Below are 26,905 nucleotides of genomic sequence, written 5' to 3' on the forward strand. Positions count from 1 at the left end.
TAAACCGAGCTAAGTTTAAGGGTAACCTGTGAGCTAAACTCGGTTATCACCGGTACTAAACGCGATGATTTGACTGATTTCCGTCAAGCTTTGGTTACTCTCTTGTTGCCACTGCATAAAAGCTATGGTTGCGGCCTCAAGAGATTTTTTGGTGTCTTTACCACCTTCAATGATCTTACAATTTCGAAGATAAGCCTCTACATCGTTAGACAGAATGAACGTATCTGCGCCCATTTGGCGTAATGTGTATGGTCCGGTATTACCACCTAAGCGATTGCCATGTTTTTTCAGATAAGCCCAAAGCTCAGTGATTTTTTCCTGAGGCCAATCAGCCACCATTTTACCGAATGAGCCATATTCGATTTTTGCTTCATGAATCATACGGGCGTTAGCCGGAATCGACATCACTTTAGCGTGATGGCGAATAATGCGTTCGTCGGTTGACTTGGTTTCCCATTGTTCGTCAGAGAGCATAAGCAGCGGTTCTATCTGGAAGCCAAAGAAGACTTCTTCAAAGCCAGGCCATTTTTTACGTACAACACTCCAGGATATGCCGCTCTGAAATACTTTCATTGAAAATGCTGCTAACCAACGGTCGTCTGGAATCGCTGCTATTTCTTCTTTACTCAAAGGGAGCGTAAGTAGTGCTTCAAGTTGGTCGGCACCGCCTTTACGTTCCGCTGCTCGTTGATAAATAGCGTCAAATTTTTCGATACTCATAAAAGAAGTTAGCCTTAGTGGATGTCGATGTTTGGCAAACATACTACGCTTAAGTGGCTGAATCGTAAATTCATGGAGTGTCACAAATGAAGAAGGTCACATTAACGTTTGTTGGAGAAGGTTCGGAACGTATAGCAGATAGATTTTACTCTTGGTTAGCTGATGGCGGGTTAGAAGACAGTCTGATTGAGACGCTTTCGGATAGAGAAGTCTCAGTGGTTGGCATTAGCGATATGGATAATGAAACGCGAGACGTCGTCATCACGACTGAGTTGAATTAATACGTACTTTATAGCGCGTTCAGATACAACAAAGCCCTTAACGATGAAGGGCTTTGTATGCTTGAGAAAACATTTCTTACAGAGATAAGCTTTAGTGATGAACCAATGTTAAACCACTTGGAAGAGCGTCACCAAAGACACGTTTGGATTCGCTTTCTGAAAGCTCTTTCACTTCTTCAACCAACGAAACCCAAGAGTCAGGCACTTTACTCTGTTTCAGTTTCTCCAGCACCTTCTCGCGGTAGTCATCTGAAATATCGAACAATCGGTCACCCGTTTTACGACAAATCATTACCGCTGCAAACGCGATCATTGGCTCTTTTTGCCAGTTTTGCTCTAACAGTTTTGGAAGCCACTGTTCTGCTTGCTCACGGGGTATCACACTGTGCTGGCTGCCGTATAGAGGAGTACGAGATGCAAGTCGACCCATTGCCCACCAGTGAGCCTGCTGGAATTGATTGTGGTTGATGGCTTTGCTCAGGAACCAGGTTGCCAGCAATACTTTATCTTCAACTTCCAGATGTTCGAGAGAAGCAGATAGACGCACCATCGATTCATAGCCCATTTCTTGTGCAGCTTTGGCGGATTGGGGATTCTTCATCGCACCAGGATGCAAGTACTTGGCGATGTCTGCCAGAATCGTTTCCTGCTGCTCTTGGCTAAGGCCACCGGCAATTCGGCGCCAGAAAACCCACCAGTCAGTCCAACCTTGATGGTTCTTAAATTGAATGTCTTGTTGGTAAAGCCCCCATACTTGCTCGATACGCCAAGAGTCAGTCGCGTCTCCAAAACCAGGACGCAGGGCGAAACCTGCAAGACGAAGCCAGTTTTTTTCATGTTGCTCTGAACGGCGGCGACGTTTTCTGCCCTGAGCAAATGCATCAAACAACTGACGCAGGGTAGTGAAGTCCCAGTCGTCACGCTTGCCGAGCTTTTTCTCGAGATCTTTAGCTAACGTTTTGATCTCTGCGCTGTCAGCACTTTTCTTGTTGCCACTGTAAAGACGGGCAACTAGCTCTTTACATTCATTCAATCTCGGATGAAGCTGTACTTCATCGCTGTCGTCTGCTTGTTTATTACGAACTTCAAACTCTAATCTCCAGCGTTTACTGTCGTCTTCTGCACTGACACATTCCATTTTCAATGTGCCTACTTCTGTCAATTGACAAGCAAGTTGTACCTCTACACGTTCTTTCTGGTTAGCATGAAGCTCAGCTCCTTCACCTTCTAATGTGGTGATATAAGGAGGTAAGGGGACAAATAAGTCCGGATCGACATCAACCATCACACCGTTTTGAATAGCGGTGTTGTTTGCCAGTGTGTCGTGGGTCGAAGTCAGAAGATTGAAGCGAACAGGTTCACCTAACGTCAGAGAGAATCGACGCCCGCTGAGACGAATTTCATGACCTTCTTCTGTACCCTTAGCAAGCAGACATAGGGCCTTGCCCATTTTATTTTTCTCTTGCAAGTGCAGGAAGTAAGAACGAGCGGCACCACCACCGATTTTTAGTTGTGCTCCACGGCGCGCTTTACCAAAGGCAACAGCACCAAGTGCGACTGACCAGTCAGGATGAGGGTTATCCAGCACGGTCACAGGCGCGCCACGCCAGTTGGAAAGTAGGGTAGTGACACGTTGTGTGACAAGGTCACTATTAAATACGCCACCGTTCAGCAATAAGCCAACCGGAATCGCGTTTTGATTTTCGTCTTCAATGCCAAGCGCCGCGCGAGATACTTGCTGATGTTGAGATAAAAACTCAGCAACATGTTTACTCACCGCAGGGTCTGCAACGTAAGGTAGTCCGAATTCTACTACCGCACTACGGCGTTTGTCGGGAACTTCACTAAAATCAGAAAGTGGGAAGAATCCATCGAGCGCGATTTGGTGTACTTCTTGTTTACTTAGCGCAATGCTCTTCGTGCCTCCAAGTAACTTAGAGCCGCTGCCAAGCATGGTGATTTTTACGTCTTCTGGTGCACTTGCTGAAAGCAGGTTTTCTTTCGCTTTGCGGGTCTGCTGAATCAGCTTAGTGAGGCTTGCGGCAGTCAGCTTTTTGCTCTGTTCCCCTTTATTTAGGGTAAAGCGACTTTCAGCCAGATGTGCTAATGCTAGGTCAAGGTTATCGCCGCCCAACATAAGGTGGTCGCCGACGCCAATACGGTCTAGGGTCAGTTCTTCTTCATTGAACTTAGCTTCAATTAAACTTAAGTCAGTCGTACCGCCACCCACGTCGCAGACAAGGATCAGAGGCAACTCTTTAAGCTCGTCTGCCGCTGTTTGTTGGTGGCGCGCATACCAGTCGTAACATACTGCTTGTGGCTCTTCGAGCAGGACTATTTTATTTAAACCGGCAAGCTCTGCGGCTTCAAGCGTGAGCTTTCGTGCGGTCTCATCAAATGAGGCTGGTACGGTAACCACGACGTCTTGATCTTCCAGCTTGTTACTTGGATGACGATAGTTCCACGCTTGTCGAATGTGGTTTAGATAACTTGCGCTGGCGATGACTGGCGAGACTTTATCTACGTCTTGTGCTCCAGCCCAGGGAAGAATGTCGGAGCTACGATCCACGGCTTGGTGGGAGAGCCAACTTTTCGCACTAGATACCTGACGGCCTTCGACTTTTGCACCTAACTCACGTGCCCATTCGCCAATAATGGCATTTTTGATGTCGCCAGAAACAGGCTCGTTTTCCCACGGCAGGGTTAAATCAGAAGAAGAGATTTGCCCGTTAGCTGGATGGTAGCGGAAAGAAGGTAACAGCGGTTTACGAACCACTTCACCAGGACCAATCAGTTGGTCGATGTTAAATAGGGAAACTTCGGATTGTTCAAGGTTGTCGGTAATTTCACAGTAGGCTACCACAGTGTTTGTGGTGCCGAGGTCAATACCAACAAGAAAACGAGGAGATGCCATACAAACCTTCGTGAATTTAAAAACGGCACCCGATTGGATGCCGTTTGATTTCTACTTATTATTCTTCGATTGAGTCGCTTTTCGCGTCTTCGCGGACATCGAACTCAACGTGCCATTTTTGACCGTTATCTGCGGCAATGGCTTCTAGGTAAAGCGTGCCAAGTTCGGTGACGCGAGAAGCAAGAGTAACAGGAACCACTTCACCTTCACGACGTCCTTCAGACACTGGCAGCGTAACTTGAATTTCTGGTAGTTCTTCAAGCTCTTCCGGAGCCCAGTGGTCAAGATGAGTACCTGCGAGGTCATCACGACGTACTGTTGAACCAAAGAACTGGAAGTTTACTGGTTGGCCGATGATCAAGCCAAACTCCTGGCTTGGTACGTCAACACTTGAACCTTCTTCCATGCCGAATGGGGCCACGCAAAGTGCTTCCATTGGAGGAGCCATGCCCGGAATCGCTGGCATCGCGCTTTCGATACCCACATAGTACGCCGAAGCAATACCACCGCGGATGCGAACACCTTGACCACGACGAACCGAGCCGTAGTAAGCCGCACCGCTTGCGACTGCAAGATCAAGATCAACGCCAGTCAGGCGTTTAGCCATTTCAGCATCTGCTTCAAGCAACCATTCGTTAATGGTGTCTTCTAAGCGAGAAGCCAATAGCGTTGACTTCAGTACACCACCGTTAAATAGAATAGCGGTTGGTTTGATGAAATCCGTTGATTGCGCAGTGTCAGCGCCCGGCATACCTGGCATATTTGCAAACGGATTGTAGTCTTGCGCTGGTGCAGATTCAGCACCACCTTGCGCATTTGCTTGTTTAGACAAAAACGCGGCAATGTGACGAGTGATACCTGCATCTTGTGCGTAAGGCAGACCCATTTGTGTTAGTGCACCACGGTTACGTTGAACTGGGTGGTCAGTAATTGCAACTTGAGGGAAGAAGCCGTCAACCAAGGTTTGTTGCACTTCTTCTTGAGTCAATTCTGTTTTCAGCGTCGCGCCTAGTAGTTTAGAACCACGACTAGGAACAACGATTGGCACAGATTGCATCTCGCTGTCGTTCAGTAGTGCTTCTTTTGCATCACGACATGCGTGAGTCATTGCCTGAACTTGCCAAGGTTGCAGCTCTTTACCTTCTTGCGCTAGCTTCATTTTTAGACGGTACGCAAGAGCAAGATCCATGTTGTCACCGCCAAGTAGGATATGTTCACCTACAGCGATGCGTTTCAGAGTCAGGTTGCCGTCATCTTCGGTTACTTCGACCAAAGAAAGGTCCGTCGTACCGCCACCGATATCGACCACTAGAACGATGTCACCAACTTCAACTTCATCACGCCATTTGTCGTTGCTGTTATCGATCCAGTTGTATAGCGCAGCCTGAGGTTCTTCTAAAAGCGTCAGATGCACAAAGCCAACATTACGTGCTGCTTCTGCCGTCAAATCGCGTGCGGCAGGATCAAATGATGCTGGAACAGTAATCGTCACATCTTGATCGGCAAGTTTGTGATTTGGATGTTTGTGATTCCAAGCATCTTTTAGGTGCTCAAGGTAAAGCTCAGTTGCGCGAAGCGGCGATACTTTCTCTACTTCTTCTGGGCTGCCAGCAGGAAGGAATGCATCGCGACGGTTTACGCCAGCGTGGCAAAGCCAAGATTTTGCACTGGCAACCAAGCGGATAGGTGTCTTGGAACCCAGGTTGCGAGCAATTGCACCAACCAATGCTTTTGGTTCGCTAGACCAAGGCAGTACGCGAGACTGCGGGTTCATTTCATGTTCGTGTGGTTGGTATAGAAACGAGCCAAGTTGGCTGCGAGTTTCTACCGTGCCAGGCGCTGTCAATTGCGGAATCGGTATCACTTCTACACGAGCGTCTTCATCGTGAGCATCAACGAAAGACATCACACAGTGTGTTGTACCTAAGTCGATACCAACGCTGAATTGAGGAGACTGCTGCTCTGCAATCTCTTGAATGTTTTCTTCTTGAGAAACGGATTCTTGGTTCATGTGTTCCATTACAGCTCAACCTCAGCTGGAGCGATCACTGATGCGTCATAGTTCTCCGCCAGTTTAGGCAAGTTCATAGACGTTGCTTTCCAACCTTTGTGAACGAGTGTTCCGTGGAAAGGCGCGCTACCTGTTACGTTGCCAGTTAAGCGGATTTCTTGCGGGTTGAAGCCTTCTTCAACAGTGATGCGAGTTTCTTCTTCTTCATTACGTACGTTTGCAAGTGTTACGTAATCGTTCAATACTTTTTGACCACCAGTGTGGATGACGCGAGCTGCTGCGCCTACTTCTTCATCAGAGAATGAAGTTAAGTCTTCTTTAAGGAAGTCAATCAGGCGAGCTTCTTGCTGCATGATAGAGAGCAGTTGCATTGCAGAGTCGGTAGAAGCGGTTGCTAGTTTAGATTCAACCTCAACCACTTTTTCTATTACTTTTTCTACTTCCACTACTTTTTCAACTTCAACGATCTTCTCGACAGGTTTTTCAACCTCGACGATTTTCTCAACCGGTTTTTCGACCACTTTTTCAATCACTTTGGATTTACGTGATACAGCAACCAAAAGAAGTAATACGCTCGAAGCAGCCAGACCAGCGTGAAGCATATCGAACGTTTGAGGAATTAGGTTCAAATCAATGTTCATGACGTTTTTTCTCTTTCTATTGATTCATTGGTGCATAGGCTCAATGTGTTAATTTAATTGATCGTCTTTGCGATCTTGCACCAAGTTTAGACACTAAAATGATGACGGATGTTAGCATATTCAAGGCTTAACGCTGTAATAATTCGTAACTTTACCGAACGATTAGCGCGAAAAATCAACGATTGGCACTCACTTGAAAGCACATTGCTTGCTAGTTTCACAATATTTCCTCGATCAATGATATTGAATCAGTGTTAACGGCAACGCTATGTATGAGCGCTTTTGGATATAAAAATCATTATTTGAGTATAAACCAGACGTGCTTTTACATAATGGTTTGTTTCTACTGATTGAATCGGACTAGGGAGATTTCATTGGTATAAATGTTCACCGACTTGGAGCTGCAAAATGGCAATTTGACTTTTTAGTCGAAGAAAGTCGCTGTAAAGCCCGACAAGCGGTGATTAATTCGGCGAGCAAATTCGAGTTTTGCATGGCATTAAGGTAGAATCTCACGCTTTAAAATCTGAGTTTAGGGATCAAGACAAACTATGAATCATAACCGTATCGTATGCTTCGACTTAGAAATGTGTTGCTGGAACGAGAATGGCGTCGGCAGCACAGGAGAGATCATCGAAGTTGGGTTGGCTGAAATAGATTTGTCCAAAGGTGAGATCGTTAAGCGCGCTCAATACTATGTCAAACCGGAACACGACGAAGTCTCACTATTTTGTGCAGAGCTAACGGGAATTACGCCACGTAAAATAGAGAAACAGGGCCGTCCACTGGAAGAAGTGTTGAAATCTATGGTTAAGAACTTCGGCGGTCGGAACAAAATTTACGCTTCGTGGGGGCGTGATGACAAGATTCTACTCGAAGAGTGCAAGCAAAAAGGGATCGAAGCTCCGTTTACCGAGTTTTTAAATCTCTCGACACTGTATCGGATACAAAATCGTCTAAAAGAGAAACGTATCGGCCATCGGGCAGCTCAAGAAGCAAAAGGTATTGACTGGGAAGGTCGCCAACACTCTGGTTACGTTGACGCATATAACTTAGCTAAGCTTGCACTGACAATGCTTTGAGCACGAATGCAGAGACCGCAGTCAGCAAGCATAAGGTTTGTAACGGCAATTTAATTCAATCGTTGTTTTTCTGTCATGTAAGGCCGGTAATTTGGAGCCTGTCAAACAATTCCAGACCTTGACCAGTTATTTACTACGATTGGTATAACAACAAGTTGGCCTCTATGCAAAAACGCGCCTATACAGCGCGTTTTTTATTGGTTGTTATCTGTGGATTGTAGCTTTGCACGGATGAAGTCTCGGTGGTCGACATACAACAACTCGGCAGTTTTGCGGATCACTGCATCTTCGAGTGGATCGATTTCCCCATCGGCATACGCTACTTCCCACATGCTTTTTATCAGGCTGTAACGGGTTTCTTGAGTCAGCTCTCTGAGTTGAGAGGTGAAGTCGTATAAAGACGTCGCATCTTTGGTTTTTCGTGTTGCTTGTTCAAGTAAAAGCGTCGCCTCTTCAGCGCTCAATGATAGCAATCTCATTAGCAATGCATGTTTCGTTTCTTGCTCTTTTTCATCAACGTTATGGTCAGCACCAGAAACTTCGCAGAGCAAGCAGGCAATTGCCATGTTTGGGGATAAAGTATTGGTTTGTGTTAAGTCGGAACCATCGAGAAGCTGCTTAAACAGAGAAGTTAGGGAATTAAACATATTGGACACCAAGCTGATAACTGTGTTTTTGCTGATAACTATACATTTAAGATGGTCATTTGTGACTTAAATCTCAAGGGGCAGTCGCTGAAATTACGAATTCTTTACGTTTCGATTTTCGTAGGTGGGAAATGAATTTCCTCATTATCACCCGTTAATATGCTGATATGACGCGGCTTACCGTCATCATCAAGATGCAACTCGCCGATCGCACAGTGGTTAACTAAGCGATAGAAATTGTGTGTGCTTGGTGCCCGTTTATATATCTTGAGACGTTTACGTTTAGTAAACCAGTTTAAAGGTGAACGAGGGCTATACAGCAATCTATCGAGTGCGTCACAGATGGTTAGTAATCTGCTTGGAAATTGGTTCTTAATACCGCTGCACGTGATTTGATAGATATTCGGACTGTTTTTTCGGTAGCGTAATTTTATGTCGTAGGCAAAAGAGTAGTGGACATCACCGGACAAAATAACAAAGTTCGTTGGTGTTTTCGTGTGAGTGAAGATACTAATGAGTGTATTCGCACTGCCCGGATGGGCCATCCAGTTTTCCGCATCGACCAATAATGGTTTGCCGAACGCGGTAAACACACGTTGCAGGGATTCGATAAATTTCACACCAAACATTGGCGCAGCAGAAACGATGATGACTTTGTCTTCATGGATGAGTTCCTGGTGAAACTCAATCAAGGCTTCCCAATCCATTAAGCCGGATGGTTTGTTCATCTTCGACTCAGATCGCCAACGACGAGTTCGGGTATCTAATACGACAACTTTAGGGGAGGTTGGAATGGTGTAATGCCAGTCTTCGAAGCGATACAGATATTGAATCAGGGTATCTTGGGCCTCCGTCGAGCCTTGTTCAACAAACTCGTTGATACGTTTCATAAATTGGTCGTCGAATTTCTCCGGCGAGTTACCCCAACCCTGACAGAACCAATACGCGATAAGGCTGTTGCCGATTATGCGCTTGGCAAAACGGTTGCTGTACGCTGCGTGTTCCCAACCGATAGTCAGGTTCCAGTCATCGGTGACATCGTGATCATCGAAAATCATATAAGTGGGGATGTGAGCAAGAAGGCGCTGAACGCGATCTAGCCCTTCAACGAATTTATCTATTTGAACCTTTTCATCCCGCCATTGCTGTTGCCAGTTAGGATCTAGTGTGTTGCCACCGACATCAAACTTTTGTTCCAGCAAACGGTCTCGATTTATCAACGTCCATAACGTCGGTGACCAAACCAGTAAGTACATGGCAAAGCATTCTGCAAAACTGATCAGGTGATTCTCACACTCTTTCGAGCTAAAAATAGGTGCTCCACGGTGAGGGAAGAATTTACTTAGCAGACTTCCGTCATCAACGTAATGTGGCAGCAATTTATCGCGGCCATAATAACAGGCGGGATGTTGATAAAGCGCTTTGGTGTCTGAAATTGGCGCTTCTTCGAACTGCTCATCCGGTAAACCAAGTAACTGGATGATTTGCTCAATTGCATCCAAAGTAGGCCCGGCAACGTGGTCTACGTAAATCTGGTCGCCGCTCATAATCAGCATATCCGGACGTAACTCTATACTTTGGCTGGCCAGTTTCGCATCCGCCGCAACTAATGCGTCTTCACTGAAGTGATGTGGGTTACGACAAGATCCGTGAAGGATGTAATCTGCCTTCTTGCTGATTAAAAATTCGATTCCTTTATGGGCTTTAACATCTTGCTCGTAGTTTATATGAGGCAAAAGATCGGTCAGCAATCCATCTTGCGTATGGAGCTGGTATCGAAGAGCTTGATGTGCCGGGAAATCTGTTTTTAAAGACAGTAAACAAACCCACGCTTGTTGGCCAATCTGAAGTTGGGTGAGTTGCGCAAGATCCCCCGAATAATAAGAAACATCAGAATGTGCATCGATGACCTCTATCAATCCTTGTAAAGGCTTTGTGGTGACCAGCCACAGGTTAACTTCTGCGGTAGTCACTTTTCGGAGTATCGGTCCCGCTATGACAAGAGGAAGGTTAGTGAGTGGGGTACTGTCTAACGATGCAGCCAAATTGGTTCCTTATTTATCTGATATTTCTAATACTTCTATTACTTGTGAGCTACTCAGTTCGTGGCCTACGAGAAATAAATCTAACATGGCGTTTGCTTTCGAAACGTTATCACAGTCTTCATCCAGAATTTGTTGTAGTCGAGTGCGGATTAGGTCAATTTCATGGTCAACGAAACCACGGCCTTCATCCTCACCCTGAGATTCCTCTGGTGCATTATCGAAGTTCAAAAATAGTAAATTGCCATCAAGATGGGTTTCTACCAACCTTTCTGGTAGCCAATCTTCTCCCATTACAATATCTGGGTCTGTGTTGGTCGGCAAATTATTGAGGATGGAAATGAGCTCTGATGCTTTCACTTGTGATTCATTATGGTTAATTTCAAACGGTTACTTTATTTGCAACACCCGCTATTATATCGGCTAAGATCCTGCAAACATAAGCTTAAAGTCAATATTGGCCAATGATTGCTTTCTTATCCATCAACTTTACGTCATTGATGGTTTTTCTTCTCATTTCAAAACAATATGTAAAGGTCGGATTTGTTGCAAAGCCACTTTTCACCCATGCTATTTGGCATGAAAACGACAATACAATTATCTCAGTTAAACTTTGTTTACCGTGCCAAAGTCAAAGCGGTATGTGAGCCGTTTGAGGAATGCGACGGTCAGAGAAGCATGCACATCGATTCTTCATTCGATATCCAAATCGAAGGTGATAACTGCACCAATGCTGAGTTTGCTAAGCGCTTTTTTGCTGTCCACGGAGAAGGCCATCTAGAAAGTGATGGTTGGCTGGTGCTTTACTCTAAGTCATTAGAAGTCAGTGTAGGAGATAAGCTCGAGATCCCAAGTGATGTTGCTTTCAATGCTTTAATAGACAACATGGTAAAAGAAGCCGAAGAAGTGTTAGAACAACTCTACGCCGATGCAATCGAAAACATAGAGAAAGAGTTTGGTGATGATACAGAAGGCACGTAACCAAATAGGCGTATTCTAAATATAAGACTGCGAATGGCATGAAACAAAAAAGGGACGGCAGTTAGCCATCCCTTTTGAAATTGTAAGCTTTTGAGTGATACTTAAGCCAGTGTTGCCAGTTTGCTTTGAGCTTCAGTGATACCTTTAGCTGCGGCATCTTCACCCATGTTTAGCGCTTCTGCGTAAACAAACTCTACATCAGCAATACCAACGAAACCAAGTACGGTACGTAGGTACGGAGTAACATTGTCTGTCGCGGTGTCTTTGTGAACACCGCCACGAGTCGTTACGACGATCGCTTTTTTATTTTCGAACAGACCTTGAACGCCATTTTCTGTGTACTTAAATGTCACACCCGCACGAGCAATTAAGTCAATCCAGTTTTTAAGCTGAGTCGGGATAGTGAAGTTGTACATCGGTGCTGCAATCACTAGTGTATCTGCAGCTTTAACTTCTTCAATTAGTGTATTTGACAAATTCAATACGTCTTGTTGCTCTTGAGAAAGGTCACCTGTCGAGCGAAGTGCCGTAGCAACAGTAAGATCTAAGACTGGCAGGGGCTTAGCTGCTAGGTCACGAACGGTTAGTTTGTCTTGAGCTACATTTTTGATGAACTCTTCAACCAATTTATTAGATTGCGAGTTGTCGCCAAGGATGCTTGATTTTAGAGCGAGTACACGAGACATAATGGTTATTCCTTAAATAAGTGCTTCAGACTATGTGATGCATTATAAAGAGTGAACTTAGGTTCTGAAGCCGACTGGTTTGCTTAAGATGTTCGAAAAAATTGAATGACCTTTCGGTTGTCTTGTTTTGTATCTAGTGTGATACAATCCGCGCAGTTTTATGTAATGAAAAGAATAGGAAACGCTTTGACTTCGTCACAGCCCACAAAGAAAACATCCGCAGAAGAGCAACCTGCACCAGTAAATGGTGAGAAAAAGGCTCCAGCGAACCATGCTAAAGCGCCTCACGCTCAAATGAACAGTGCGGCATCACTACGCAAGGCACTTCACCAGTGTATGATGCGGGACCGCTTTCGTTTAAGTAAACGTATTTCCGGTGCGAGTAAAATCCAGAAAGACGCGTCTCGTAATGTCGTTTTTGATGAAATCGCGTTAGACATTGCCAAATCGATGATGGAAGCGGAGCAACGTGTTAACTTCCAGCCGAAAATCGAATACCCGGAAATTCTGCCAGTCAGTCAGAAGAAAGACGACATCGCTAAGGCGATTGAAGAAAACCAAGTGGTTATCGTCGCAGGTGAAACGGGGTCAGGTAAAACTACGCAGTTGCCGAAAATCTGTGCGGAACTTGGCCGTGGCAAATTTGGTCTGATTGGTCATACACAGCCGCGTCGTCTTGCAGCTCGTTCGGTCGCAAACCGCATCGCGGAAGAGATGGAAAACAAACTCGGTGATTTTGTTGGTTACAAAGTTCGATTTAACGATCAAATCTCTGAAAACACGCAAATCAAACTGATGACAGACGGTATTTTGCTGGCTGAGATTCAGCATGACCGTTTCTTGAATCAATATGACACCATCATTATCGATGAAGCGCACGAGCGCAGTCTGAATATCGATTTCATTTTGGGTTATTTGAAAGAGCTTCTGCCACGACGTCCTGACTTAAAAGTGATCATCACGTCGGCAACCATCGACCCAGAACGTTTCTCTAACCACTTCAATAATGCACCAATTATTGAAGTGTCTGGCCGTACGTACCCAGTAGAAACTCGTTACCGCCCACTAAGCGGTGATGAAGACAGCGATCGCGACCAGCTAGAAGGTATCTTCGAAGCGGTTGATGAACTATGCGATGAAGGTTTGGGCGATATCCTGATCTTTATGAACGGTGAACGTGAAATCCGTGACACTGCAGATGCGCTTTCAAAACGAAACCTGAAAAGTACCGAAATCGTTCCGTTGTATGCACGTCTTTCGGCAGGCGAGCAGAACAAAATTTTCCAACCGCACACCGGCCGCCGTATCGTACTCGCAACCAACGTTGCGGAAACCTCGCTAACCGTTCCGGGCATCAAGTACGTTATCGATCCGGGTACGGCACGTATCAGCCGATACAGTTACCGGACTAAAGTGCAGCGTCTTCCTATTGAGCCTATTTCTCAGGCCAGTGCCAATCAGCGTAAAGGTCGCTGTGGTCGTGTGGAAGAGGGTATATGTATTCGTCTGTACTCTGAGGAAGATTTTGAATCACGCCCAGAGTTTACCGATCCGGAAATTCTGCGTACCAACCTTGCTTCAGTTATCTTGCAGATGACAGCGTTGGGCTTGGGTGATATTCAAGCGTTTCCATTTGTTGAAGCCCCAGATAAACGCAATGTCCAGGATGGTGTTCGTCTCTTGGAAGAATTGGGGGCAATCAACGCTGAAGTAAAAGATCCTAAGAAGCGTCTTACAAGCGTTGGTCGTCAACTTGCCCGCTTGCCTATCGATCCACGTCTTGCCCGCATGGTGCTTGAGGCGCCGAAATATGGCGCGTTAAAAGAAGTGATGATCATCGCAGCGGCATTGTCGATTCAGGACCCGCGTGAGCGTCCGTCGGACAAACAGCAATCGTCGGATGATAAGCATCGTCGTTTCTTCCATGAGGAGTCCGACTTCCTGACTTTTGTTAACGTGTGGGATTACATCCAGAAGCAACAGAAAGCGCTGACGGGTAATCAGTTCCGTAAACAGTGTAAACAAGATTACCTGAACTACCTGCGTGTACGTGAGTGGCAAGACGTCTATTTCCAGATTCACCAATCCATGCGTGAAATGGAATTCAAGCTTAATGATGAGCCAGCTTCTTACCACGGTGTGCACAGTGCGATTTTGGTTGGCCTGTTATCTCACATTGGTATGAAAGATCAGGAGAAGAATGAATATCAGGGCGCGCGTAATGCCCGTTTCCATATCTTCCCGGCATCAGGCTTATTCAAGAAGCAGCCTAAGTGGATCATGTCTGCTGAACTGGTGGAAACCTCAAAACTCTGGGGCCGCATCATTGCGAAGATTCAGCCAGAGTGGATTGAACCGCTGGCTAAACATCTCATCAAACGCAGCTACAGCGAGCCGCACTGGTCGAAGAAGCGCGCCGCTGTGTTAGCGTACGAAAAAGTGATGCTATACGGAGTGCCAATCGTTCCTAAACGTCTGGTGAACTACGGGAACATTGATGCTTCGATCAGCCGTGAGATCTTCATCCGTAGTGCGCTGGTAGAGGGTGAGTGGGAAACTAAGCACGCGTTCTTTAAGCAAAACCGTAAGCTACTCGAGGAAGTCGAAGAGCTAGAACACAAATCTCGTCGCCGTGACATTCTTGTGGATGACGACGAGTTGTTTGATTTCTATGACCAGCGTGTCGGTACAGAAGTGGTGTCTGGTAAACATTTTGACACGTGGTGGAAGAAAGCATCGAAAGAAAACCCAGAGCTGCTCAACTTTGAAAAAGAGATGCTGTTTAAGGGCGATGCCAGCCACGTTACGGATTTGGATTACCCGAACTTCTGGCACCAGAATGGTTTAAAACTCAAGCTTAGCTATCAGTTTGAACCGGGCGATGATAGTGACGGTGTAACAGTACATTTGCCGTTGCCAATCCTAAACCAAGTGGAACAAGCCGGTTTTGACTGGCAGATCCCAGGGCTTCGCCATGAGCTGATCGTGAGTTTGATAAAATCGCTGCCAAAGACGATTCGTAAGAACTTTGTCCCTGCTCCAAACTATGCTGACGCTTTCTTAGCGCGAGTTACACCGATGGAAGCGCCGTTACTTGATTCTCTTGAGAAAGAACTACGCCGTATGACAGGCGTTGAAGTGCTGCGTGAAGACTGGAAGTTGGAACAGGTTCCGGAGCACCTGAAAGTTACGTTCCGCGCGGTTGACCATCGAAATCGCAAGCTGAAGGAAAACAAAGACCTTCACGAACTGAAAGAAAGCTTGAAAGATAAAGTTCAGGAAACACTTTCTAAAGTGGCTGACGACGATATTGAACAGCAAGGTCTGCACACGTGGAGTTTTGGTGAGCTACCGAAAGTGTATCAACAGAAACGCGGTGGTTACGACGTTAAGGCGTATCCGGCACTTGTTGATACAAAAGACAGCGTTGAAATCAAACTCTATGAAACAGAGTTCGAACAGATTACCGCAATGCGTGCTGGTCAGCGCCGATTAATTTTGTTGAATGTACCATCACCGATTAAATATCTGCATGCCAACTTACCGAACAAATCCAAGCTAGGTTTGTACTTCAACCCTTATGGTAAAGTACTGGATCTGATTGATGACTGTATTGCTTGTGGCGTAGATAAGCTTATCGAAGAGCAGGGCGGCTTGGTTTGGGAACCAGAAAAGTTTGAAGCGTTGAAAGAACACGTTCGCGCTGAACTGGGTGACACCGTAGTCGAGATCGCCAAACAGGTTGAAACCATTTTGACGACGGCTTTCAATATCAATAAAAAGCTGAAAGGTAAGATCGACTTTACCATGGCGTTCGCACTATCAGACATCAAAGCGCAAATAGAAGGTTTGATCTTCAAAGGTTTCGCAACTGAGTGTGGCTGGAAACGTCTGCCAGATATTCTTCGCTACATGCGCGCAATTGAGCGTCGTATGGAGAAACTGCCGATCGATCCAAATAAAGACCGTTTGCACATGCTTAAAATCGAATCTGTGGCGAACGACTACAAAGAGTTACTGAATAAGATTCCGAAGGGAATGGTCATTCCCGAAAGCGTGAAAGAAGTGCGTTGGATGATTGAAGAGCTGCGCGTTAGCTATTTTGCTCAACAATTAGGCACTCCGTATCCGGTTTCTGATAAACGAGTCAAAAATGCGATTGATGCATGTTAGTCAATAAGTACAATCACTTAACTCGTTTTTTATGGTTAGTGCGTTATTGGTACAGTCCTTGCTAACTATTTTATTAGCATCGTTTTGTTAGTTATTGGGAGGCAATTTTTTGCCTCCCTTATATACCCAAATGACTTCAAGATGCAGGATTCAGAGCGTTGTCACTGATGCTAGTTCAAGGAAAATAACGCAGCGGAATAGCAAGCTCTTTCCAAGTTATTTGACGCAGAAATTGTGTCAGTGACACGCTCCCGAAGGGCGAGTTGTCTTGACTCACAGCCTTTGTTAACGATTTTTGATTTAGAACCACTAGATCTTCAAATCGTTGCCGCGTCTGAGAGCCAAGTCATTCTCGCTGAACCAAGCATCTCGAGGTTATTTGGGTATATTTGCAGTACCAACGTCTTATTTCAAAGGACGTGGGGAATAATAAAGAGTGAAAAGGTAAATGATGAAAAAAACTCTATTAGCAGTGGCTCTACTTGGTGCATCTTCAGCGGCAATGGCTGATTCTTGGATTTATGGTGGCGCAAGTGTTGGTCAATCTGACTACAAAGGTGAGACTGATACAGCATACTCAGTGCACGTAGGTACAGGTATCCTACCGATCATTGGTATCGAAGCTGGTGTGACTCAACACGGCGAATTTGACATCAACGGTTACGATACCAAGCTGACATCTTACTACGCAGCACTTAAGCCAAGTATCGATTTTGGTCCACTGCACATTTATGCTAAAGGTGGTATCCACCAGTGGGACAAGGAAGTGAAAGGCGGCAGCGATGATGATGATGTCGATCTAATGTACGGTGTAGGCGCTGAATACTTCATTTTTGGTCCATTATCTGTGGGCGCAAGCTACATGAACTACACAGTGGGTAAAGATGACGTCGATACATTCTCTGTGAATGCATCCCTGCACTTCCTTTAATTGTCTTTTTTGAATTACGAGCAAACGCCGGCAATTGCCGGTGTTTTTTTATGCATCAAAACGGTATTCATTCTGAATTGATGTCACACTACAACAAATTGAATATAAGTTATTCAATATTTGATCTTAAAATCCCGACACTTTCCAATATATAGTGGTCATTCAGTTACGAGCTAGGAAGCGCGATGTCGCGCAACAATCGAACAGGATGGTTTAACTATGAAAATAAAACTCTCGTTATTGGCTTTGACGTTGTGTTCAACGTCTGCTTTTGCTGACTCATGGCTATACGCAGGTGGACAAATAGGTCAATCCGACATTGATGGCGAAAGTGACACAACCTATGGTGTGCATGTTGGTACTGGTATTCTGCCGATCATTGGCATTGAAGCAGGCTACTTTAACCACGGTAAAGTGGGGTTGTCTGTGGACGGAAATAAAGGCGACGGCGATTTTGAATCATTCTACCTGGCGGTGAAACCAAGCATCGATTTTGGTCCATTCCACATCTATGCGAAAGGTGGTATTAACGCATTTAATGTCGATTACAAAGGGGCATTAAGTTCAATCGATAAAGATGACGGTGTATCGTACATGTATGGTGTTGGAGCAGAGTACTTTTTGTTTGATAACCTCTCTGTTGGTGCGAGTTACCAAGCCTTTGGCGTCGATATTGATGGCGACAGCGACTCTTTAGATAGCTTCACTGGCAACGTAACGTTCCATTTCTTATAGAAAACCCGTTCAAAGGTTTTTGCCTATCGGTCTTATTTGTTAAGAAGCTAATGGCCATACTTTTTCGTATGGCCATTTTGATGTGTCATCTTTCTCACCGCTCCCTTCGTTCCTTCTGACAGGAACTTCTATTTAATAATAATTAGATGTCATAGTTTATATCCTTTTCTCTCTTCGACTCCAATCTTATGAATTGTCATTTATATGCAATAAAAGAGGCATTTTTGCATGTTATTGTGACTAGTGTTAGACTTTGCTTTGATTTTATTAGTTAGAGTTCAAATTAATGGAGGGCGGGATTGGAGTACTTCTCAACAGAGAAGCGTTTCAAATTACGTTAAATTTGTATTTATGGATAATGTTTCATTTAAAAAATATAGTATCGAGACGACTGATTATCAGGTAGGTCAGGACAATGTACAGAAATGGGGATTTGACGTACATAACCCCGTATTCGGCATAAGTGCTGGTCTTATTGTTTTATGTCTCGTATCACTACTTTTAGTAGAGCCAGATACCGCTCGTGACGTATTAAACGGTGTTAAAAACGGAATTATCGAACAGTTTGACGCGTTTTTTATGTGGTCTGCTAACTTCTTCGTATTATTTGCCGTGGTTTTACTGTTATCGCCTCTTGGTAAAATACGCCTGGGTGGTAAAGATGCAACACCCGATCACTCAAATGTTTCTTGGTTATCCATGCTGTTTGCTGCTGGTATGGGTATCGGTCTTCTCTTCTGGAGTGTTGCAGAACCAACCGCGTACTTCACCGATTGGTGGGGAATGCCTCTGAACGCAGAACCATACTCTGAAGAAGCGAAGTCACTAGCCATGGCGGCGACCATGTACCACTGGGGTATTCATGGCTGGGCTATTTATGCGATTGTGGCCCTAGCACTTGCTTTCTTTACTTTCAATAAAGGGCTACCACTTTCTCTGCGATCCGCTTTTTATCCTATTTTTGGTGATCGTGCTTGGGGTTGGTTAGGTCATGTCATCGACATCCTTGCGGTGTTATCGACGTTGTTTGGTCTGGCTACGTCTTTAGGTTTGGGAGCTCAGCAAGCAACAAGTGGTATTAACCACGTGTTTGGTTTCGATGGTGGTATTGGTACGCAAATGATTGTTATCACCTTTGTGACTTTCATTGCGGTACTTTCGGTCATTCGTGGCATCGATGGTGGCGTTAAGGTACTGAGTAATGTCAACATGGTGGTGGCATTTGCGCTGCTGATCTTCATTACTTTTATCAGCTTTGATACTGCATTCAGCTCAATTGTTGATACGACTAAATCGTATATCGAGTATCTCATTCCTTTAAGTAATCCACATGGGCGTGAGGATGAAACTTGGATGCAGGGCTGGACAGTATTCTACTGGGCATGGTGGGTATCTTGGTCACCATTTGTTGGTATGTTTATCGCGCGTGTATCTAAGGGCCGAACAGTAAGAGAGTTCATCTTTGCGGTGATTATCATTCCAACCGTTGTGACATTAATCTGGATGGCAATTTTTGGTGGTATCGCACTTGATCAGGTCGTCAATAAAGTAGGTGAGCTTGGTACGAATGGTCTTACGGATATTTCCCTGACACTATTCCATGTTTATGACCAACTGCCATACAGCTCGGTAATCTCGATTCTATCTATCGGCTTGATCCTTGTATTCTTTGTTACGTCGTCGGATTCAGGTTCTCTGGTCATCGACAGTATTACAGCCGGCGGTAAGATCGACGCGCCTGTACCACAGCGAATTTTCTGGGCATGCATCGAGGGCGCGATTGCTGCCGTTATGCTGTGGATAGGTGGTAAAGAAGCTTTGCAAGCATTGCAGTCGGGTGTAGTGGCGACGGGTTTACCGTTCACATTAGTCCTTTTAGTCATGTGTGTGAGTCTGGTTAAAGGACTCAGAACAGAGTTACCCGCCTACAGATAACAATAGACTACAGTCATTAATATTGAATGCCGGGCAAATCGCTCGGCATTTTTTATTTCTACTTTCCTTTTTAGGAATTTCCTTTAAAGTCTGTTCGTATCCAACCACAAACACTCAAACCATGTCTATCTGCAAACTTATTCTTATTCGCGGTCTTCCCGGCTCTGGTAAAACGACGCTTGCTAAACAGTTGGTAGAAGAACTCAATGCAAAACATTTTGAAGCAGACATGTACTTTGAAACTGAGGGGGGAGAATACCATTTCAATCCGCAGCAACTGCCTCAAGCGCATGAATGGTGTTTCCATCAAGTTCGCAAATGGTTAAACAAAGGCAAAACCGTTACTGTCAGTAATACTTTTGTTCGGCATTGGGAAATGAAACGTTACCTGGATTTCTGTAAAAAGAAGGGCATAGAGGTTGAGATCAAAGTATGTGACGCTGAATATCAGAGCATTCACGGTGTGCCACCAGAGACGATCGAGAAGATGCGTAGTCAGTGGCAGGCTTGATAATCTTCGCATACACGCCTGCACAATCTAAACTGCGATTAACACGACATTGTATTGCATCTACATGGTTGTTTATTGAATGACTTCGTCTACTACCTTGTAAACCAACTTATTCTCTCGGTACATACTCTCCATCAAAGCTATTGAGTAAACATGAATGTTTCGAGGTGTAATGTGAATGTTCTTCAACGGAGCGCCACCAGAGACATAACGAAACAGTGTAATGTGCGGAATGAAACGCCGTGATTCGGTAACGAAGTTTTGTGTTGTTAATGCGTCAATAAGTTCAGTTTGTAATCTCATCAATGGGCGATTATTGGCTAACCCCATCCAAAGCAAATGGCTTCGTTTTTGATGAAATGAACCTAAGCGATCAATACGTAAGGTGTCACAGTTGGATTTCAGTTGGTGAAGGATATCTACTAATGTTAGCTTTTCTTGCTCTGTGCACTCGCCAATAAAAGCTAACGTGAGATGAAAGTTTTCTTTGCGAGTATTATGTCCTTTCATACCATGAGTACGAACGAGATCCTGATAACTCACCAATTCGTTTTTGGTCGAATCATCAAATGTCAGTGCAAAAAACAACCTCATCACACCTCCTCGCAGTAAAAAATATCCACTCATATCAAATATTTTAGTATTAACTCATCATGAGCGTTGAGTAAGAAAACACTTTATTCAGCGGTAAGACCATTATTTATGGACATTTGATGAGGAAAACGAACTCAGTTCAAGCACTGGATCAAGGTTGCAATCCATTACTCACAATTATTGTGGTGGATCGAAGAATAACTACTGACAAATAGGTTATCGAAGAAAGTTAAGTTTCAATGTAGATGTTTTTTGTACAAGGATGACTTCCATGCCCGTAAAAATGACATTGCTCGCTCTTGCCATTATGGCTTCTACACAGCCTTATGCGGAAACACCTTTAACACCATTGGTCGCTCTGGCAGACACGTATCAAGACGGAATTGATGTGTCCGAATACTGGTACAGTGAAAAACTGGATGGTATTCGGGCATATTGGACAGGGACCCACCTCGTTACCCGCAACGGAAACCGCATTTACGCTCCGGACTGGTTTACTGCTCCACTTCCTGATTACCCTTTAGATGGGGAGCTATGGGCCGGGCGCGGTAATTTTCATCTGGTACAGCAAACGGTTTTGGACAACACACCAGTAGACAATGCGTGGCAAAAAATAGACTTTATGCTGTTCGATATGCCTTATTCTGCGGGCGACTATCGCAAACGATATTATAATATCCAGAATTTGGTGTTCGAAATAGATAAGCAACACATCAAATATGTCGAGCACAAGTCAATTCAAAACGAGGCACACTTATTTAGACAATTAGACAAGATTTCACTTTCTGATGGAGAAGGTGTGATGCTCAGAAAAGTATCAAGCCGTTATCAGGCGGGTCGTGGTAGTGATTTACTCAAACTGAAGCGTTATGAAGATACTGAAGCGCAAGTGATTGGTCATAAACCTGGCACTGGACGGTTGCTGGGTATGATGGGTGCATTATTAGTACGCATGCCTGATGGTACAGAGTTCTACATTGGCAGCGGATTTACGGACGAGGTACGCCGTACTCCACCAAAGCTCGGCTCGACTATCACGTTTAGATATAACGGATACACCCACACCGGGATACCTAAATTCGCCCGATTCTTACGCGAGCGTATCAAGGAGTAGTGAGATACCAATCTTAGAAATTAATTGGTCATTCTGGCTTCGTTAGGAAGCTTGATAACTGAGTTGGATTTTTCACTTACTTACTGTAATTGGTATTACCTACCGCTACACCGCAACGTTTAAAAAGACCCTGCCAGAACTTCACATGCTCAAGGGTTTCTTGTCTGAACGCTGTGTGTGCTTTAGAAAGTCCGTAGACTTTGCCATGAAGATCCATTCTTTTTTCAACAAGTTCAATGCCACTATTTAAGCGTTGAAAAGTGCTGTCTAAATACGCCAAATAGGGCTGTACTTCTTCTACATAGATGGATTGAAACACATTGTTCAAGTAACGAAACTGCGTGGTATCCCGATTCTTGCCACATAGTACTTTACTTTGATTCGATTCAAGCAAACGAGTCGTTTCATTTAACCATAGTGTTGTATTGGTAAGGGAATAGTAAAGCCTTCCCATTAAGCGAGACTTTTCGATCACCTCTTGGTACGACACCAAACGAGCGGCGGGTAGGCGAGAGATTGCTTGGTGAGGAGCGTCATAAATTTCACTCAGAATATTGAAAGCGTCACTCACTCGAGAGATTTGGCTTTGGTTGTCTACGGATAACCAGTCAGAAGCGGTCAGTTGTTTTTGCATCGCATCACTTGTCAATAGCAAGTTATCAAGATGAGCATGAAGGTGACTCCATTTTTGTAGGTATAACGATTCTAGTGTTGCTCGTTCGTCCCCGCTAAGCGGAAATTCGGTCAGGCAGGCGTTTAATGTCCTGAGTAACGATGTTTGATAATCAAGATCATGGAAGGCGTCCTGAACTTTCCCAAGTTGCGAGTTTTTCTCTGCTAATAGGTTAAATAAGCCACACTGACGAAGTTGATAGCTTTCAAGAAGCCCAAGCGACAACCTTGGCAGGGGCTGAAATAAATCTCTTCGGGAAGGTATTGAGATAGCTGGCTGAGGGGCTATTTCTAAGGTCGAAACATCCAGTACATTTGCTAAACGTTGATGATATTTATCCAGTAGGGCTTGCTCAGGATTGCAGTACTCACTACAACCTGAGAGCAACAATATTGAGAACAAAAATGTGAGTCTCACAGCCGTTCCTTTGCGTTTAATGTGAATCCCGAGACTGTATGCAATAGTGTATAAAAGTATACCTGACCTGAGATTAGTTCGATCAAAAAAGCCAGCGACTTGCTGGCCTTGAGAATGATTGATTACTGGATGGAAAAGTTTAATTGAACTTCCGGCTTCTGGTGGTGCATCCAGCGCAATCTGACCCCCAATAATAGAGCCGCAGAGGATAAGCCGATGATGAATCCAATCCAGAAGCCCTGCGCCCCCATTGGTTCTACGATCCAGTCTGTGCGCCCAAGTACGAAGCCCATTGGCAACCCCAAAATCCAGTAAGCGATGAATGTCCGGTTAAAAATAGCACGCATATCTTTATAGCCGCGCAAAGCACCTGCGGCGATAACCTGAATGGCATCAGTAAACTGATAAATGGCGGCTAGTATAAGTAGTTGCATTGCGAGAGTGATAACTTCCGCGTTGCTGGTATACAACTCTGCAATTGACTCTCGAAACACAACCGTAAAAACAGCGGTTATAACGGTCAAAGCCGTTCCTACCATGATGCCTACACGCGATGCTACACGGGCACCTTCAACACTTTGCTCACCAAGCATGTGACCCACTCGAATACTTACTGCAGCGCCAATGCTCATTGGTAACATAAACACCATACTTGAGAAATTGATCGCAACTTGGTGTGCCGCAACGATTAGTGGGCCTAGTGGAGACACCATTAACGCAACGACAGCGAATAGCGTGACTTCGAAAAATAGTGCAGCAGCGACAGGAAAACCAAGCTTAAATAAACGAATTTGCGCTTTCAGTTGCGGACGATGAAACTCACCGAAAATATTTATATTTTTCAAGCGAGGAGAGGTCATGACATAAAACAGCAGCAGTGCAAACATGATCCAATAAACGATAGTCGTCGCAACGCCACAACCCACGCCACCTAATGCTGGTGCTCCAAACTTTCCGTAAACGAAAATCCAGTTAAGCGGAATATTCAGCACCAAACCGATAAAACCTATGACCATTGCTGGCTTTGTCAGAGACATGCCATCGGTAAAGCTTCTTAACGTCTGAAATAAAAGAAAAGCAGGCACTGCTAGAATGACCGCATGAATATAGCCAATGGTTTTTTCAGCCATCAGATCTTCTACGTTCATTAGCCCAATAATAAATTGGGTTTGCAACAGCACGGCGATAATTGGAATACTGATCAGCAGAGCCAAAACGACGCCTTGCTGGATTTCAAACGGTATTTTAACGCGGCGACCAGAACCATTAAGCTGTGCAACCACTGGTACTAATGCCATTAACAACCCAATACCAAACAGGATTGATGGAAGCCAGATACTCGAAGCGACAGAGACCGCTGCCATGTCGGTAGCACTCACACCACCTGCCATAACAGTATCAACAAACCCCATACCTGTTTGAGCAACAGAAGCGATTAATACAGGGGTTGCCAATTTAATAAGACTCGATGCTTCTTCTTTATAGTGCTGCACGAAAAACTCCACGGCGGAAAGGAAATTGAAAGATTTGGAGAGCTCGAGAACAAAAGATGTGGCGGGGTGACCTAGTGGTTGATTTTACCCACGATAAGGTGAAAAAATGTCTCAGAGAATCTCCGCGCAAATGATAAACAATTGTATGGCCATATGCCATACCTATAACTAGCTAAAATCTCGCAAGCGGCATAACCCAACCTCTCTCTAATGGTGTTTAGTAGAGTTCAAACGAGTAGGTATAAAGTATGTTTACTGGAATAGTACAGGGCACGGCAAAGGTCGTGAAGATTGAGAAGAAAGAACGTTTTCAGACCCATGTAATCGAGTTACCTGGGGAGCTTCTTAACGGACTAGAGATCGGCGCTTCGGTTGCGCACAATGGTTGTTGCTTGACTGTGACGAAAATCGAAGGGAGTCACATTAGCTTCGATTTAATGCAAGCAACATTAGCACTAACCAATTTGGGTTCGTTAACCGAAGGGGATAGCGTAAACATTGAACGTGCCGCTAAATTTGGTGATGAAATTGGCGGACATAGTATGTCTGGTCATATTAGTTTAATGGCGACAATCGCTGATGTCATAGATACACCTAACAACCGTACAATTTGGTTTGAGCTGCCGAAAGAGTCGATGAAATATGTATTGGCTAAAGGGTATATAGGTATTGATGGTTGTTCACTTACCATTGGTGAAGTACAAGAGAGCCGTTTTTCAGTACATCTCATCCCTGAGACCCTACAAAGAACGCTGTTTGGTGAAAGAACTAAGGGAGATCGCGTCAATATCGAATTCGATCCACAGACACAAGCCATTGTCGATACAGTAGAACGTGTGTTGGCAGCGAAGAAAATCTAATAAAAATGTCAGCCTGATTCAGGACGGGGCATCGCTAGTAAAAAGGAGCATTTTAGCTCCTTTTCCTTTTTACACTTTAGATAACTTATTATTCGTAATTGTCGTCAATGTAAAGCTCCACCTTGTCATTGAGTTCATCAACATACATATTGAGGTGAATAGCGTGACAACATGCAGGGCAATCATCATAAAACTCTTGATCGCCATTACTTGCATCTAAAGTAATTCCGATTGAGTGCCCACAATGCGGACACTTAACATGTCTTTCAGTATAGTTTTTCATACAACAACTCCTAGAATTGCAGGGCTTTTTAAATATTATAATTGAAGAAGCACAGCCCCAACACTTAAATGGTCTCAATGGAAGTGAGACAGAATCTAAGTAAATATTAAGTGGACTTGTTGCTAATTGAGTCGAAATAAGTACAAAACTTGACCCCAAACTCAACCTTGAATCTGGGGTCAACAATGAGAGTGATATGGCTCGAACATTTACAGAATGTAATGATTTAACAGTTCTAAATCAGACCGAAATGATCTGGTTTATAGTTAGTTGTGCTTGCTCCAAATAATGGCCACCGAACAGATTACAGTGGTTAAGGATGTGATAAAGATTGTAAATTTCCTTACGCTCTTGATAGCCAGGTAAAAGTGGCATAACTGATTCATATCCTTGGTAAAACTCCGGCTTGAACCCACCGAAAAGCTCCGTCATTGCGATGTCGCATTCTCTGTCTCCCCAGTAGCAAGCTGGGTCAAAGCATATTGGCCCAACAGGAGTTAATGCGACATTACCGTTCCATAAATCACCATGTAATAACGAAGGTTTCGGTGTGTGATTAGACAAAAGCTGTTTCACGACGTTAACAAAGTCCTCGATATCGACCAAAGTAACGCCTTTTTCTTTAAGTAATTGCAATTGCCATCCAATACGCTGTTCGGCAAAGAACATGCACCATTTTTTATGCCATTGATTAGGTTGTAGTGTAGAACCTAAGTAATTGTCAGTATCAAACCCATACTCTTTCTGCTCACCCCACAGGTGTAATTGAGCCAGTTGTTGACCAAACAAGAAACTATTTTGGGCGTCTTCTAATTGTTTCGTCGGTAGGAAATTCAGAATAAGAAAAGAGGTATTTTTGGTTGTACCAACCAGAACGACTTCGGGTACAAAAATAGTGGAAGTTTCGCGTAACAAATGCAGACTTTCTGCTTCAACTTCAAACTTAGACAAAAATTCACGATCGTTAGTCTTTACGAAATAACGTTGTTCACCATCGTTAATCATATAGCTTTCACTGATATCTCCACCGGAAAGTCTAACTTTCTCGATGATTTGATATTCAAATAACAAAGTATCAGAAAGCTGTTGCGATATTGCTTGCCACATACAAAACCTCGCTAAACTGTTTTACCACCAATAGTTTAGGATAAACGACGAAAAATTGGCGCGGACCAGAGCAT

At 44.4% G+C, this 26,905-nt stretch carries 23 protein-coding genes; 10 read left to right on the forward strand and 13 right to left on the reverse strand.

Annotation, left to right across the window (positions count from 1 at the left end):
* Nucleotides 1-33: 33 nt before the first annotated feature.
* Nucleotides 34-720, reverse strand: a complete 687-nt coding sequence (locus tag ACWYU8_RS12895) for a DNA-3-methyladenine glycosylase I (RefSeq protein WP_457519994.1) — start codon at nucleotides 718-720, stop codon at nucleotides 34-36.
* A gap of 86 nt (nucleotides 721-806) precedes the next feature.
* On the opposite strand from ACWYU8_RS12895, the gene ACWYU8_RS12900 reads away from it, so the two are divergent.
* A complete protein-coding gene (locus ACWYU8_RS12900) occupies nucleotides 807-1,001 on the forward strand; it encodes a hypothetical protein (protein WP_457519996.1) in 195 nt (64 codons plus the stop codon).
* A gap of 91 nt (nucleotides 1,002-1,092) precedes the next feature.
* On the opposite strand, the gene ACWYU8_RS12905 is transcribed toward ACWYU8_RS12900, so the two are convergent.
* Genes ACWYU8_RS12905 through ACWYU8_RS12915 form a run of 3 tightly spaced genes read right to left on the reverse strand, consistent with a single transcriptional unit; the run spans nucleotide 1,093 to nucleotide 6,567 of the window.
* Nucleotides 1,093-3,915, reverse strand: a complete 2,823-nt coding sequence (locus ACWYU8_RS12905; RefSeq protein WP_457519998.1) for an Hsp70 family protein — start codon at nucleotides 3,913-3,915, stop codon at nucleotides 1,093-1,095.
* Nucleotides 3,916-3,973: 58 nt separating this feature from the next.
* Nucleotides 3,974-5,935, reverse strand: coding sequence for an Hsp70 family protein (locus ACWYU8_RS12910; RefSeq protein WP_457520000.1), 1,962 nt, complete (start codon nucleotides 5,933-5,935; stop codon nucleotides 3,974-3,976).
* Entirely contained in the window at nucleotides 5,935-6,567 is a 633-nt protein-coding gene (locus ACWYU8_RS12915; RefSeq protein ID WP_457520002.1) for a DUF2760 domain-containing protein, read from the reverse strand. The genes ACWYU8_RS12910 and ACWYU8_RS12915 overlap by 1 nt, the downstream gene beginning before the upstream one ends.
* Nucleotides 6,568-7,118: 551 nt before the next feature.
* Here ACWYU8_RS12915 and ACWYU8_RS12920 point away from each other — a divergent pair.
* Entirely contained in the window at nucleotides 7,119-7,649 is a 531-nt protein-coding gene (locus ACWYU8_RS12920; RefSeq protein ID WP_457520004.1) for an exonuclease domain-containing protein, read from the forward strand.
* Between the two features lie 194 nt (nucleotides 7,650-7,843).
* On the opposite strand, the gene ACWYU8_RS12925 is transcribed toward ACWYU8_RS12920, so the two are convergent.
* The 3 genes from ACWYU8_RS12925 to ACWYU8_RS12935 form a co-directional block, all read right to left on the reverse strand.
* Nucleotides 7,844-8,296, reverse strand: coding sequence for a tellurite resistance TerB family protein (locus tag ACWYU8_RS12925; RefSeq protein ID WP_457520007.1), 453 nt, complete (start codon nucleotides 8,294-8,296; stop codon nucleotides 7,844-7,846).
* Between the two features lie 104 nt (nucleotides 8,297-8,400).
* On the reverse strand, nucleotides 8,401-10,341 hold the full coding sequence (locus ACWYU8_RS12930; protein ID WP_457520009.1) for an alkaline phosphatase D family protein: 1,941 nt from the start codon (nucleotides 10,339-10,341) through the stop codon (nucleotides 8,401-8,403).
* A 9-nt stretch (nucleotides 10,342-10,350) separates the two neighbouring features.
* A complete protein-coding gene (locus ACWYU8_RS12935; RefSeq protein WP_457520010.1) occupies nucleotides 10,351-10,698 on the reverse strand; it encodes a VC1380 family protein in 348 nt (115 codons plus the stop codon).
* Nucleotides 10,699-10,917: 219 nt separating this feature from the next.
* Between ACWYU8_RS12935 and ACWYU8_RS12940 the strand changes: the two genes are divergently transcribed.
* Complete coding sequence (locus ACWYU8_RS12940) at nucleotides 10,918-11,319, forward strand: hypothetical protein (protein WP_457520012.1); 402 nt, start codon at nucleotides 10,918-10,920, stop codon at nucleotides 11,317-11,319.
* 101 nt (nucleotides 11,320-11,420) lie between these two features.
* On the opposite strand, the gene ACWYU8_RS12945 is transcribed toward ACWYU8_RS12940, so the two are convergent.
* Nucleotides 11,421-12,005 (reverse strand): FMN-dependent NADH-azoreductase, encoded by a 585-nt coding sequence (locus ACWYU8_RS12945; RefSeq protein WP_457520014.1) that lies wholly within the window; start codon nucleotides 12,003-12,005, stop codon nucleotides 11,421-11,423.
* Nucleotides 12,006-12,191: 186 nt separating this feature from the next.
* On the opposite strand from ACWYU8_RS12945, the gene hrpA reads away from it, so the two are divergent.
* The 5 genes from hrpA (at nucleotide 12,192) to ACWYU8_RS12970 (ending at nucleotide 20,290) form a co-directional block, all read left to right on the forward strand.
* Nucleotides 12,192-16,178, forward strand: a complete 3,987-nt coding sequence (gene hrpA / locus ACWYU8_RS12950) for an ATP-dependent RNA helicase HrpA (RefSeq protein WP_457520016.1) — start codon at nucleotides 12,192-12,194, stop codon at nucleotides 16,176-16,178.
* A gap of 451 nt (nucleotides 16,179-16,629) precedes the next feature.
* Nucleotides 16,630-17,109 (forward strand): porin family protein, encoded by a 480-nt coding sequence (locus ACWYU8_RS12955; RefSeq protein ID WP_457520194.1) that lies wholly within the window; start codon nucleotides 16,630-16,632, stop codon nucleotides 17,107-17,109.
* A gap of 219 nt (nucleotides 17,110-17,328) precedes the next feature.
* On the forward strand, nucleotides 17,329-17,844 hold the full coding sequence (locus ACWYU8_RS12960; RefSeq protein WP_457520018.1) for a porin family protein: 516 nt from the start codon (nucleotides 17,329-17,331) through the stop codon (nucleotides 17,842-17,844).
* Between the two features lie 351 nt (nucleotides 17,845-18,195).
* Nucleotides 18,196-19,779, forward strand: coding sequence for a BCCT family transporter (locus tag ACWYU8_RS12965; RefSeq protein ID WP_457520020.1), 1,584 nt, complete (start codon nucleotides 18,196-18,198; stop codon nucleotides 19,777-19,779).
* A 121-nt stretch (nucleotides 19,780-19,900) separates the two neighbouring features.
* Nucleotides 19,901-20,290: an ATP-binding protein gene (locus ACWYU8_RS12970; protein WP_457520022.1), complete on the forward strand. Its 390-nt coding sequence runs from the start codon at nucleotides 19,901-19,903 to the stop codon at nucleotides 20,288-20,290.
* A gap of 72 nt (nucleotides 20,291-20,362) precedes the next feature.
* On the opposite strand, the gene thpR is transcribed toward ACWYU8_RS12970, so the two are convergent.
* Nucleotides 20,363-20,884, reverse strand: a complete 522-nt coding sequence (thpR, locus tag ACWYU8_RS12975) for an RNA 2',3'-cyclic phosphodiesterase (RefSeq protein ID WP_457520024.1) — start codon at nucleotides 20,882-20,884, stop codon at nucleotides 20,363-20,365.
* Nucleotides 20,885-21,155: 271 nt separating this feature from the next.
* Here thpR and ACWYU8_RS12980 point away from each other — a divergent pair, with 271 nt between their 5' ends.
* Entirely contained in the window at nucleotides 21,156-21,998 is an 843-nt protein-coding gene (locus tag ACWYU8_RS12980) for a DNA ligase (RefSeq protein ID WP_457520025.1), read from the forward strand.
* Between the two features lie 76 nt (nucleotides 21,999-22,074).
* Here the strand turns inward: ACWYU8_RS12980 and ACWYU8_RS12985 are convergent, their stop codons facing one another.
* On the reverse strand, nucleotides 22,075-23,088 hold the full coding sequence (locus tag ACWYU8_RS12985) for a DUF3080 domain-containing protein (protein WP_457520027.1): 1,014 nt from the start codon (nucleotides 23,086-23,088) through the stop codon (nucleotides 22,075-22,077).
* A 122-nt stretch (nucleotides 23,089-23,210) separates the two neighbouring features.
* Nucleotides 23,211-24,581, reverse strand: coding sequence for an MATE family efflux transporter (locus tag ACWYU8_RS12990; RefSeq protein WP_457520029.1), 1,371 nt, complete (start codon nucleotides 24,579-24,581; stop codon nucleotides 23,211-23,213).
* Between the two features lie 248 nt (nucleotides 24,582-24,829).
* On the opposite strand from ACWYU8_RS12990, the gene ACWYU8_RS12995 reads away from it, so the two are divergent.
* Nucleotides 24,830-25,441 carry a riboflavin synthase subunit alpha gene (locus ACWYU8_RS12995; protein WP_457520031.1) on the forward strand — a complete coding sequence of 204 codons (612 nt, stop codon included), beginning with the start codon at nucleotides 24,830-24,832 and terminating at the stop codon, nucleotides 25,439-25,441.
* 88 nt (nucleotides 25,442-25,529) lie between these two features.
* On the opposite strand, the gene ACWYU8_RS13000 is transcribed toward ACWYU8_RS12995, so the two are convergent.
* Both ACWYU8_RS13000 and ACWYU8_RS13005 read right to left on the reverse strand, forming a co-directional pair.
* Nucleotides 25,530-25,724, reverse strand: a complete 195-nt coding sequence (locus ACWYU8_RS13000) for a CPXCG motif-containing cysteine-rich protein (RefSeq protein WP_457520033.1) — start codon at nucleotides 25,722-25,724, stop codon at nucleotides 25,530-25,532.
* 240 nt (nucleotides 25,725-25,964) lie between these two features.
* Nucleotides 25,965-26,831: a fructosamine kinase family protein gene (locus tag ACWYU8_RS13005; RefSeq protein WP_457520035.1), complete on the reverse strand. Its 867-nt coding sequence runs from the start codon at nucleotides 26,829-26,831 to the stop codon at nucleotides 25,965-25,967.
* Between the last annotated feature and the right edge of the window lie 74 nt (nucleotides 26,832-26,905).

The organism is Vibrio limimangrovi, from assembly GCF_054064025.1.

What these genes read in the sequence shown, in the direction of transcription:
- ACWYU8_RS12895 (WP_457519994.1), bottom strand. Translation starts at nt 720, where the DNA reads ATGAGTATCGAAAAATTTGACGCTATTTATCAACGAGCAGCGGAACGT.
- ACWYU8_RS12900 (WP_457519996.1), top strand. Translation starts at nt 807, where the DNA reads ATGAAGAAGGTCACATTAACGTTTGTTGGAGAAGGTTCGGAACGTATA.
- ACWYU8_RS12905 (WP_457519998.1), bottom strand. Translation starts at nt 3,915, where the DNA reads ATGGCATCTCCTCGTTTTCTTGTTGGTATTGACCTCGGCACCACAAAC.
- ACWYU8_RS12910 (WP_457520000.1), bottom strand. Translation starts at nt 5,935, where the DNA reads ATGGAACACATGAACCAAGAATCCGTTTCTCAAGAAGAAAACATTCAA.
- ACWYU8_RS12915 (WP_457520002.1), bottom strand. Translation starts at nt 6,567, where the DNA reads ATGAACATTGATTTGAACCTAATTCCTCAAACGTTCGATATGCTTCAC.
- ACWYU8_RS12920 (WP_457520004.1), top strand. Translation starts at nt 7,119, where the DNA reads ATGAATCATAACCGTATCGTATGCTTCGACTTAGAAATGTGTTGCTGG.
- ACWYU8_RS12925 (WP_457520007.1), bottom strand. Translation starts at nt 8,296, where the DNA reads ATGTTTAATTCCCTAACTTCTCTGTTTAAGCAGCTTCTCGATGGTTCC.
- ACWYU8_RS12940 (WP_457520012.1), top strand. Translation starts at nt 10,918, where the DNA reads ATGAAAACGACAATACAATTATCTCAGTTAAACTTTGTTTACCGTGCC.
- ACWYU8_RS12945 (WP_457520014.1), bottom strand. Translation starts at nt 12,005, where the DNA reads ATGTCTCGTGTACTCGCTCTAAAATCAAGCATCCTTGGCGACAACTCG.
- ACWYU8_RS12955 (WP_457520194.1), top strand. Translation starts at nt 16,630, where the DNA reads ATGAAAAAAACTCTATTAGCAGTGGCTCTACTTGGTGCATCTTCAGCG.
- ACWYU8_RS12960 (WP_457520018.1), top strand. Translation starts at nt 17,329, where the DNA reads ATGAAAATAAAACTCTCGTTATTGGCTTTGACGTTGTGTTCAACGTCT.
- ACWYU8_RS12965 (WP_457520020.1), top strand. Translation starts at nt 18,196, where the DNA reads ATGGATAATGTTTCATTTAAAAAATATAGTATCGAGACGACTGATTAT.
- ACWYU8_RS12970 (WP_457520022.1), top strand. Translation starts at nt 19,901, where the DNA reads ATGTCTATCTGCAAACTTATTCTTATTCGCGGTCTTCCCGGCTCTGGT.
- thpR (WP_457520024.1), bottom strand. Translation starts at nt 20,884, where the DNA reads ATGAGGTTGTTTTTTGCACTGACATTTGATGATTCGACCAAAAACGAA.
- ACWYU8_RS12980 (WP_457520025.1), top strand. Translation starts at nt 21,156, where the DNA reads ATGCCCGTAAAAATGACATTGCTCGCTCTTGCCATTATGGCTTCTACA.
- ACWYU8_RS12995 (WP_457520031.1), top strand. Translation starts at nt 24,830, where the DNA reads ATGTTTACTGGAATAGTACAGGGCACGGCAAAGGTCGTGAAGATTGAG.
- ACWYU8_RS13000 (WP_457520033.1), bottom strand. Translation starts at nt 25,724, where the DNA reads ATGAAAAACTATACTGAAAGACATGTTAAGTGTCCGCATTGTGGGCAC.
- ACWYU8_RS13005 (WP_457520035.1), bottom strand. Translation starts at nt 26,831, where the DNA reads ATGTGGCAAGCAATATCGCAACAGCTTTCTGATACTTTGTTATTTGAA.